Raw genomic sequence first — 9212 nt, 5'->3', positions numbered from 1 at the left:
AGCTCCGCCGGGCAGCAACGAGGACGGGGTGATCGTGCATCATGATGTCTACTGGGTAGAATCTTGGATCTTGGGGCACCACCCCCCAGGGGTCGGCCGAACCGGTCCCCGGGGGTCTCGGACCGTTCGGAGGGGCTCAACTCCGTAAAGCGTTGGGAGTGGAGTTGAGCGTGCCTGATCTCTTGGCTTCTGACAGGCCGTCACTTCGATGCCACCTCGGACAGCTTACCCGTAGCCGTGGCTTACGTGCCCGGGATCCGACTGCTTTCAGCCGAGTGATGCAACTTGAGGAAGAGGCTGCCTCACAGATGATGCAGCGAGTAGTATCCCGTGAGGAAGCACACCATCTCTGGCGTCTGGAGATCTTCATGGCCGGTGACATCACGCTCCGCCCGCATCAGGCGGAAGCGGTGGAAGCTATCGTCTCCGGTCTCGAAATCCGGCCCGGTCATCGCATTCCCGAGAATGGATTACGTGGTCAGGTTCACGCGGCCTGTGGAACGGGAAAGACGTTCATTGCCGCTGCTGCCGCGCAGCGGATTGCGCCGAAGGGCCGTGTGTTGGTTCTCGTTCCGACGCTGGCGTTGTTGTCTCAGACGGTGCGGGAGTTCGGGCATGCCGGTCCGATGGTGGCGGTGTGCTCGATGCAGAATGATCCCCGGTTGTACTCGCTCGGTGTCCCGTCGACGACGAGTTCGCCCAAGCTGGCGCTGCACTGAGGCAGAGGACCGGTGACCGTGTTCGCCACGTACTCGTCCCTCCCAGTCCTGACCGAGGCACACGAAGGCGCCTACGGCCTCCCCATGGACGTCTTCGACCTCGTGGCAGTGGATGAAGCCCACCGGACGTCGGGTTCGCTGGGCAAGGCATGGGCCGCCGTCCACGACCAGGAGCAGCTGCCGGCGATGCGGCGCCTGTACATGACGGCGACACCACAGATCTGGACGGCACGCCCGCCGCGGCCGAACCGCGCAGAAACAGGTCGGCCGGTGGAAGCGGGTGGGCCGGGGGCGTTCGATCCGCTGCCGCAGGAGCTGGCGTGCTCGAAGCCTTCGACGCGGACGGCCTGCCCCCGGAACGAGCCCTGATCATCCGTTACGCCGCGGAAGGGCTGATCGCCGCGATGCACTCCCCGTACCTAACCCCCGAGCAACTCGCCCGAGCCCGAGCGGAACTTCTGGCACTCACCGAAGTGCAACAGCCGTAATATCCCCGACTCCCCAACCGAGCCGCGGAAATCCACGGCAACGCCCGCCACCGTCCCCCGTGCCGGGGCGCTGCCACCCCCTCGCAGCCCGCACCGGGCCGCTCGGGCGGCCGCCTCTACCGCCAGCCAGTGCCGGCCCCGGGAGCGCACCCTCAACCGCCAGACCGACACCAGAGTCGTGACCATCGGAGGCTGCCCGCCGAACCAGTACGCCGCCATCGTGCGCTGGCTCGCTGATGCTCCCTTTGAGGCACGACGGACCCAGGCCGACGCGCCACGGGCCGGCGGGCGCAGGACAAACTCCCGCGTCGGCGGGGCGTCAGCGGACTGTCTATGCGGTGTGGAGGCTGTCGGGGTGGAGGGTGTGGCGGTGGCGGAAGCCGGTGGGGACGGCGATGGCGTCGGTCAGGTGGGGGTGGGCGGGTGGGAGGTTGGTGTGGATGTGTTCTTCGGCGTGGTGGTGCTGTTCTGTTGCTCGCTTCGGCCAGGCGTGGACGGCGAGCAGGGCGGTGGCCAGGGAGAGGAGGCCGAGCGCGGTGACGGCTGCCTGGAGGCCGGCTGCGGCGCCGAGCCATCCGGCGAGGGGGTAGGTGAGCAGCCAGCAGGCGTGTGAGAGGGAGAACTGGGTGGCGAAGATGCCGGTGCGCTGTTCGGGGGTGCCGGCGGCGCGGCGCAGGAGGCGGCCTGCGGGGGTGAGGACCGTGGAGCAGGCGGCGCCGAAGGCGCACCAGGCGGTGAGGAGTGCCGGCCAGCGCCAGGTTCCGGTGGGTGCGGTGGTGATGGCGGCTGTGGCGGTGTGGACGGCGGGCAGGCTGAGGGCGCCGGTGAGCATGAGTCGGCGGTCGCTGAGTCTGCCGAGCGCCCGGGGGATGAGGAGGGCGGCGGTCATGGACCCGGTGCCGTAGGCGCCGAGGGCGAGGGCGACGTCTGCGGTGGTGAGGTCGAGGTGTTCGCGGACGTATACGACGGTGTTGACCAGGACGAGGGCGCCTGCGGTGGCGACTGCCATGTCCATCCAGAACAGGGCGCGCAGTTGTGGGGTGGTGAAGAAGTGGCGTATGTCGGCTCTCAGGTTCGCGAGGCGCCGGCGGGGGGTGACGGTGGTGGGGGTGTGCTTGGGCAGTGCGGCGCTGAGGACGAGGGCGGCGGAGGCGAGGAAGCCCGCTGCGGTGCCGAGGAAGAGCCAGTTGTATGTCGTGAAGGTGAGGAGGGCTGCGGCCAGGGCGGGGCTGGCGAGGCTTTCGGTGTCGTAGGCGAGGCGGGAGAGGGAGAGTGCCTGCGTGTAGTCCCGTTCGTCGGGAAGGACGTCGGGGAGGGCGGCCTGGAAGGTGGGTGTGAAGGCGGCCGACGCGGCCTGGAGGACGAAGATCAGGGTGTAGACGTGCCAGATCTCGCCCGCGAAGGGGAGGGCGAGGGCGACGGCGGCTCGCAGGGTGTCGGCGCTGATGAGGAGGGCGCGGCGGGGAAGGCGGCCGGCGAGGGCGGTCAGGATGGGGGCGAGGGCGACGTAGGCGACCATCTTGATCGCGAGGGCGGTACCGAGGACGGATCCGGCGTCGGGGCCTGCGATGTCGTAGGCGAGGAGGCCGAGGGCGACGGTGGCGAGGCCGGTGCCGAGGAGGGCAGTGACCTGGGCGGTGAACAGGTTCCGGAAGGCGCGGTTGCGCAGGACCGTGAGCATGGCCGCCCTTCGTCGGTGTGATGGTCCTGTCACCGTACTCAACATGTGCACATGTGCGCACAGGAATGAATCGTTGCGTGGAGGTGGCTGTTGCGGGGGCCGTCTACTCTGGCCGCATGTCCACCAGCGATGCCGTGTCAGATGCGAACTCTCCGCATCAGCGGGAAATCGACGAGCAACGGCTGAGCGAGGCTGCCTCGGTGTTCGCGATGCTCGCCGATCCGACGCGACTGCATCTGCTGTGGCTGCTGGCCCAGGACGAGGCGGACGTGGGAACGCTGACCGAGCGGTGCTCCGCCTCGCGCACTGCGGTGAGCCAGCACCTGGCGAAGCTGCGCATCGCGGGGTTGCTGGTGGCGCGGCGGGAGGGGCGCCACGTGCGCTACCGCCTGGTCGACGGTCACCTCCGGCGCCTGGTGATGGAGGCGCTCAGTCACGCCGACCACCGCGTGACGGGCGCCGCTTCGCACGACTGAGCGGCCGGCGGGCCGAGGCGGCTTCAGCTGCGCGCGGGACGGTCCGGCTGGGACGGGTCAGCGGTGTGCGCGGTGTCCGTGAGGAAGGCCGCCGCGGGGACCAGGGCGAGGCCGGGCGGCCCGACCAGGGCGGCCAGGATGGCCAGTGGGCGCAGGGACGTCGTCCACCTCTCTCCGCCCCCGGTGTCCGGTCGACAGCGGCAGCCAGCAGGCGGCAGACCAGGTGCCCTCCGCCGCCCCGCTCGACCACCGCGCGTATGAACGGTGACTCGGACACCACGACGTGGTCCGGGCGCGGATGACGACTGATCCCACTGCCGCAACAGAGCACGCCGTCCGGGCAGCGGTGCGTGATGGCTTGGCCGGCCAGGACTTCGTCACCCGCCTCAACCAGCGGCAACGGACATGGCAGGTCGACCGCGACCCATTCGCCGTCCATGCCCGGGACGTCGCTCTCCTCGCGCTGCCGGCCACCGCGGGCAGCCGGGACAGCGGCTCTGCGTCCTTCGGCGGAGGGCTGGATGACGATGACGTTGGCGCGCTCGCAGGCGCCAGGGCAGCCCGTGCGCCGGATGGCCGCGTGCCTCGGTGCCGCAGCAGCATCCTCGGCAGACGGTGACGGTGCACCGGCCGGCACCGACCGCCGCAGCGGGTGCCTTCGTTCGATCGGACCGGGTGCGCCTGCTCACGTGATCTCCTGAGCGGGAGGGTTCGTCCAGGCTCGTTCGCGCAGCAGGCGCAGGCCGTTGAGGGCGACGATGACGGTGGAGCCTTCGTGGCCGGCCACGCCGAGCGGCAGGGGAAGTGTCCCGATCAGATCCCAGGCCACGAGGGCGGTGATGAAGGTTCCTGCGATGGCCAGGTTCTGGATCACAAGGCGGCGGGCCCTGCGGGACAGGCCGATGACGGCAGGGATGGCAGCGAGTTCGTCGCGGACGACGACGGCGTCGGCGGTTTCCAGAGCGAGGTCGGAGCCTGCGTTGCCCATGGCGATGCCCGTGTGCGCGGCGGCCAGGGCGGGGGCGTCGTTGACGCCGTCGCCGACGACCATCACCCGGCGGCCTTCGGCTTCCCATTCCTTGACGGCGATGACCTTGTCCTGCGGCAGGAGAGCTGAGCGGACGTCAGTGATGCCGACGTCCGCGGCCAGACGGCGGGCGGCGCGCTCGTTGTCGCCGGTCAGCAGGACCGGAGGGTGGCCGGTCAGGGCCGTCAGAGCGGCAACCGTGGCTTTCGCGTCCGGGCGGAGGCGGTCGGAGATGCCCAGCACCCCGGCGGGTGACCCGTCACGCAGAACGATGACGGCAGTGCGGCCCTGGCGTTCGAGCGCCTGCACCCGGCTGCCGGTCTCCGCGTCGGCGTCGGCACGCAGGTGAGCCGGCGATCCGACCTCGATGGTGTGGCCGCTGACGGTGGCAGTCACACCGGCGCCGGGCGCGGAGGTGAAGGCGGTGGCTTCGGCGAGGGTGAGGCCGTGTTCGAGGGCGGCTTGGACGATGGCGCGGGCCAGTGGGTGCTCGCTGGGGTGCTCCGCCGCAGCGGCCAGCGCCAGCAGGGCGCGCTCGTTCAGCCCGGAGGTGGTGGCGGGGTGGATGTCGGTGACGCGAGGGGTGCCTTCGGTGAGGGTGCCAGTCTTGTCCAGGGCGATGGTGTCGACCTGCCCCAGGCGTTCCATCACGACCGCGGACTTCGTCAGGACGCCGTGGCGGCCGGCGTTGGCGACAGCGGACAGCAGCGGCGGCATTGTGGACAGGACGACCGCGCACGGCGAGGCAACGATCATGAACGTCATCGCGCGGAGCAGGGCCGACTGCATCTCGTCGCCGAAGGCGAGCGGGAACGCGAAGACGCCCAGGGTGGCGATGACCATGCCGACCGAATAGCGCTGCTCGATCTTCTCGATGAAGAGCTGAGTGGGCGCCTGGGTCTCGGAGGCTTCCTCGACCATCCTCACGATCCGGGCGATCACCGACTCCGAGGGGTTGCGCCCGACACGCACACGCAGGGAGCCGGTGCCGTTGACGGTGCCGGCGAACACCTCGTCGCCCCGCTGCTTGACGACCGGGAGGGGCTCGCCGGTGATCGTGGCCTGGTCGACGTCGGAGGCCCCGTCAGCCACATGGCCGTCGGCACCGATCCGTTCGCCGGGCCGCACCACAATGGTGTCCCCGACGAGGAGGAATTCAGCGGGCACGCTCTCCTCGCCGCCACCAGGCAGAAGCCGGGTGGCAGTGGTCGGTGCAAGATCGAGCAGACCGCGCACGGAGTCCGCGGTCCTCGCGGTCGCGACCGCCTCCAGCGCGCCGGACGTGGCAAAGATGACGATCAGCAGTGCCCCGTCGAGGACCTGGCCGATACCGGCTGCGCCGAGCGCGGCCACCACCATCAGCAGATCCACGTCCAGGGTCCTGTCCTTCAGGGCCTTCAGCCCCTCCCATCCCGGCTCCCAGCCGCCTGTGACATAAGTGGCGGCGAACAGTACGGCCCACAGCCATGACGGGCCGCCCAGCAGATAGAAGGGCAGCGCGAGGAGGAACAGGACCAGTGCGGCCAGCGCCCACCGGGCCTCCGGCAGCGCCAGGACCCTCGTTCGCCGCCGCAGCGGTGCCGGGCGCGGGCCGGCGGTCGACGCCGATGACCGCCGGTCGAGAACTGAAGACATGGCAGAGCAACCCTTCACAGACGGACTGGGGCGACACCTCCACGATATAGGAACATATGAATAGGTCTTCAAGTGTCATCGATACAATGGCGCCATGGGTCACGGAACGGGCAGTGCCGGCAACGCGACAACGCGCGAGCGCCTCGACGCGGTCGGAACCGCCGATGTCGCCGCCACTCTGCAAGCCCTCGCCACGCCCTCGCGCCTGCACATTCTGGCCCGGCTCCAGGAAGGGCCGTGCTCAGTGGGCGACCTCGCCGAGGCGGTCGGCATGGAAGCCTCCGCCTGCTCCCACCAACTGCGGCTGCTCCGCAATCTCGGCCTCGTGACCGGAGAACGCCACGGCCGCTCGATCATCTACGCGCTCTACGACAACCACGTCGCCGAGCTCCTCGACCAGGCCCTCTACCACGTCGAACACCTGCGCACAGGCATCCGCGACACCCCCGCCACCGTGCACGCAAGCGGCGCACCGGACTGAACCCTGCCTCACCGCACACGGCCCAGCCCCTGACTTCTCGGCGGACCTGCGCGCGGAACAGCGCGAACGCTCCGGGCCCCAGCGTGCTTCCCGGTCGGCCGGCACGCGGAACGCGGTTGAGGCGAGAGCCCAGCGCGGGCAGCAAGCACCGCTCAGCACGTATGCGAGCAGCCCACAGGCGTGGAGGGCGCCTCGGCCCCGACTGCGGAACGCAGCGACGGGCCATCGGGACTGCCCTGCTCAAGCTCCTTGAAGTCGCGCCGGCGAAAGGGACTCGTGCGCTGCCAGCAGAGGCTGGAGCACCTCCCCCACTTGCGCTCCATGGAGATCTTGAACGCGGCCTGAGGTGACGGTCCGTGTGGACGGCTCGTCCGGGCCGGAGTTGGTCAACGGCTGCCCGACGGAGGGAAATGTAACAGGCTTTGGTCTAGACCTTGACAGGTCCAGACCATTGGAATTGAGTCTGGGCGAATCGACCACCCTCTTTCGAAGGAGTGATCACTTGTCCAGACGACGGATATCGGCGTTCCTCACGGCGCTGGCTGTCGCTGTGGGGCTCGCCGTCATGGGTCCCCTGACGGGCACCGCGTCGGCCGCCACCTGCGTGGCGAGCTGGAGTTCGACGGCCGTCTACACGGGAGGGATGACGGCTTCGCACGGCGGGCGGAACTGGCAGGCCAAGTGGTGGACGCAGGGCGAGACCCCGTCGACCACCGGGTCCGGTGTGTGGGCGGACCAGGGCTCGTGCACCGGCGGCTCCGGCGGCGGGGACGGCGGAACCACCGACTGCGATCATCCCGCCTGGGTCGCCGGCCGCGCCTACACCGCCGGTGACATCGTGAAGTACACCAACGGCAACTACTACAAGGCCTCCCACGACAACCCGGGCTACGACCCGGTGATCAGCACCTGGTATTGGGCGCCCTACACCTGCACCGGTGGCGGTGGCGGCAACCCCGACCCCTCCGGCTTCGTGGTCTCCGAGGCGCAGTTCAACCAGATGTTCCCGAACCGGAACTCCTTCTACACCTACGCCGGTCTGGTCGCCGCCACCAAGAAGTATCCCGCCTTTGCGGGCACAGGCAGTGACACCGTGAAGAAGCAGGAAGCTGCAGCCTTCCTCGCCAACATTTCCCACGAGACGGGCGGGCTGGTCCACATCGTGGAGCAGAACACCGCCAACTACCCGCACTACTGCGACACAGGCCGGCCCTACGGCTGCCCGGCCGGCCAGGCCGCCTACTACGGCCGCGGCCCGATCCAGCTCTCCTGGAACTTCAACTACAAGGCCGCCGGCGACGCCCTCGGCATCGACCTCCTCAACAACCCCTGGCGCGTCGAGCAGGACCCGGCCGTCGCCATGATGACCGGTCTCTGGTACTGGAACACCCAGAACGGCCCCGGCACCATGACCGCCCACAACGCCATGGCCAACGGCGCCGGCTTCGGCCAGACCATCTGGGCGATCAACGGCTCCCTGGAGTGCAACGGCCGCAACCCGGCCCAGGTCCAGAGCCGCGTCTCCAAGTACCAGCAGTTCACCCAGATCCTCGGCGTTCCCACCGGCGGCAATCTCACCTGCTGACCTGCTGCCCCCTGCGCACACCCGGTCCGCGCGCACGAAAGCGCGCGGACCGCCCCGCAGGCCCCTCCTCCCGGCGCGAGATCGTCGACGTGGGGCGACAGACCCTGGTCGAGCGATGCACCGACCGGCTCGAGCAGGAGCGCGGCCCAACCGTGCGAAGGGGCGAACTCGCCATCGTCACCCGGGCGCACTGCGCCTCGCCGTCGTCCTCATCCGGGCAAGCCGATGGCCCAGGAACGAGAACCCGGACCCGCTCCAGCGGACGGTGAGGGGGTGGTGGGGTTTCGACCTGGATGGCATCTTCGGGGCGGACCGTGCCTCCGCGGCGGACCACGGCCATGACGCCGCACTTGAACGTGAACTCGCCGGACGCGGGGTTCATGGCGGCACCGGCAGGCCCGTGCGTCGGAGCCGGATGTCAGCGGGAGCGGAGGTGTGTCCGGTCCCGAGGCCGGTGTCGCGTGCTCGTCGCTGCGGTGGGCGGCCGGGGTGGTCGGGCTCGGTGGGATGATCGCGCGGTGAGTGATGCGAGGGTGGTGGCCGCGGAGGCGGTTGAGGCGCATGTCCGGGCGTTCTTCGACGGGCACGCCGTGGAGGTCGTCCGCTGCGACCTGGGGCCGGAGCGCGAGGAAGTGGTGCCCGGTCTGCGGGTTCTCGTGGTGGGACCCGGTCCCCGTGGCGGCAGCTGGGCCTATGTGACCGCAGGGTGCTGGGCCGCGGTGGAGGAGGACGGCTGCGCCCTTGAGTTCGTGATGACCGCCCCGGTCCGCGACCAGCGGTTCGTCGAGCTCATGGCGATGGTCGCCTTCTACCACTGCGGAGGGCATCGGCTCGACGTGGAGCACAGCATGCCCATCGGTGAACCGTGGGTGCCGGGGTCGGCCTGCGATCATCTGCTGATCAGCCTGCCCTATCTCCATGGACCGGACCTTGAGCACTGTCCCGTGCCCGGGGGCCACGCCCGCGTTCTGTGGGCCCTGCCCGTGACGACAGCCGAGGTCGAGTTCCGCAGGCGTCACGGGCACGAGGCGTTGGAGCGGCTCTTCGATGAGGTGGAGATCATTCCCACTGACCCGTTCCGGGCGTCGGTTGCCTGAGCTCTCCGTCCTCCGGGGGCCGG

Annotated in this window: 7 protein-coding genes and 1 pseudogene; 6 read left to right on the top strand and 2 right to left on the bottom strand. The window is 69.8% G+C overall.

Going from position 1 to position 9212, the window contains the following annotated elements; genetic code table 11:
* Positions 1 to 278 precede the first annotated feature (278 nt).
* Positions 279 to 1088, top strand: a pseudogene (locus tag IAG43_RS32590) (DEAD/DEAH box helicase family protein).
* Positions 1040 to 1207, top strand: a complete 168-nt coding sequence (locus tag IAG43_RS35270) for a hypothetical protein (RefSeq protein WP_223006017.1) — start codon at positions 1040 to 1042, stop codon at positions 1205 to 1207. The pseudogene IAG43_RS32590 and the gene IAG43_RS35270 overlap by 49 nt, the downstream one beginning before the upstream one ends.
* A gap of 331 nt (positions 1208 to 1538) precedes the next feature.
* Here the strand turns inward: IAG43_RS35270 and IAG43_RS32580 are convergent, their stop codons facing one another.
* A complete protein-coding gene (locus IAG43_RS32580; RefSeq protein ID WP_187744218.1) occupies positions 1539 to 2888 on the bottom strand; it encodes an MFS transporter in 1350 nt (449 codons plus the stop codon).
* Positions 2889 to 3004: 116 nt separating this feature from the next.
* Here IAG43_RS32580 and IAG43_RS32575 point away from each other — a divergent pair, with 116 nt between their 5' ends.
* Positions 3005 to 3364: an ArsR/SmtB family transcription factor gene (locus tag IAG43_RS32575; protein ID WP_187744217.1), complete on the top strand. Its 360-nt coding sequence runs from the start codon at positions 3005 to 3007 to the stop codon at positions 3362 to 3364.
* A gap of 685 nt (positions 3365 to 4049) precedes the next feature.
* Here IAG43_RS32575 and IAG43_RS32570 read toward each other — a convergent pair.
* The gene (locus tag IAG43_RS32570) at positions 4050 to 6026 is read right to left on the bottom strand and encodes a heavy metal translocating P-type ATPase (protein WP_187744216.1); all 1977 of its coding nucleotides are present in this window, start codon (positions 6024 to 6026) and stop codon (positions 4050 to 4052) included.
* Between the two features lie 94 nt (positions 6027 to 6120).
* On the opposite strand from IAG43_RS32570, the gene IAG43_RS32565 reads away from it, so the two are divergent.
* The 3 genes from IAG43_RS32565 (at position 6121) to IAG43_RS32555 (ending at position 9189) form a co-directional block, all read left to right on the top strand.
* On the top strand, positions 6121 to 6507 hold the full coding sequence (locus IAG43_RS32565; protein ID WP_187744215.1) for an ArsR/SmtB family transcription factor: 387 nt from the start codon (positions 6121 to 6123) through the stop codon (positions 6505 to 6507).
* Positions 6508 to 7072: 565 nt separating this feature from the next.
* Positions 7073 to 8092, top strand: a complete 1020-nt coding sequence (locus IAG43_RS32560) for a glycoside hydrolase family 19 protein (protein WP_246574818.1) — start codon at positions 7073 to 7075, stop codon at positions 8090 to 8092.
* A 518-nt stretch (positions 8093 to 8610) separates the two neighbouring features.
* Complete coding sequence (locus tag IAG43_RS32555; RefSeq protein ID WP_187744213.1) at positions 8611 to 9189, top strand: suppressor of fused domain protein; 579 nt, start codon at positions 8611 to 8613, stop codon at positions 9187 to 9189.
* Positions 9190 to 9212: the final 23 nt, after the last annotated feature.

The sequence above is a fragment of the Streptomyces genisteinicus genome (assembly GCF_014489615.1).
GTDB lineage: Bacteria > Actinomycetota > Actinomycetes > Streptomycetales > Streptomycetaceae > Streptomyces > Streptomyces genisteinicus.
Note: the sequence above shows the minus strand (reverse complement) of the source record. Positions and strands in the feature narration are given on the sequence as shown.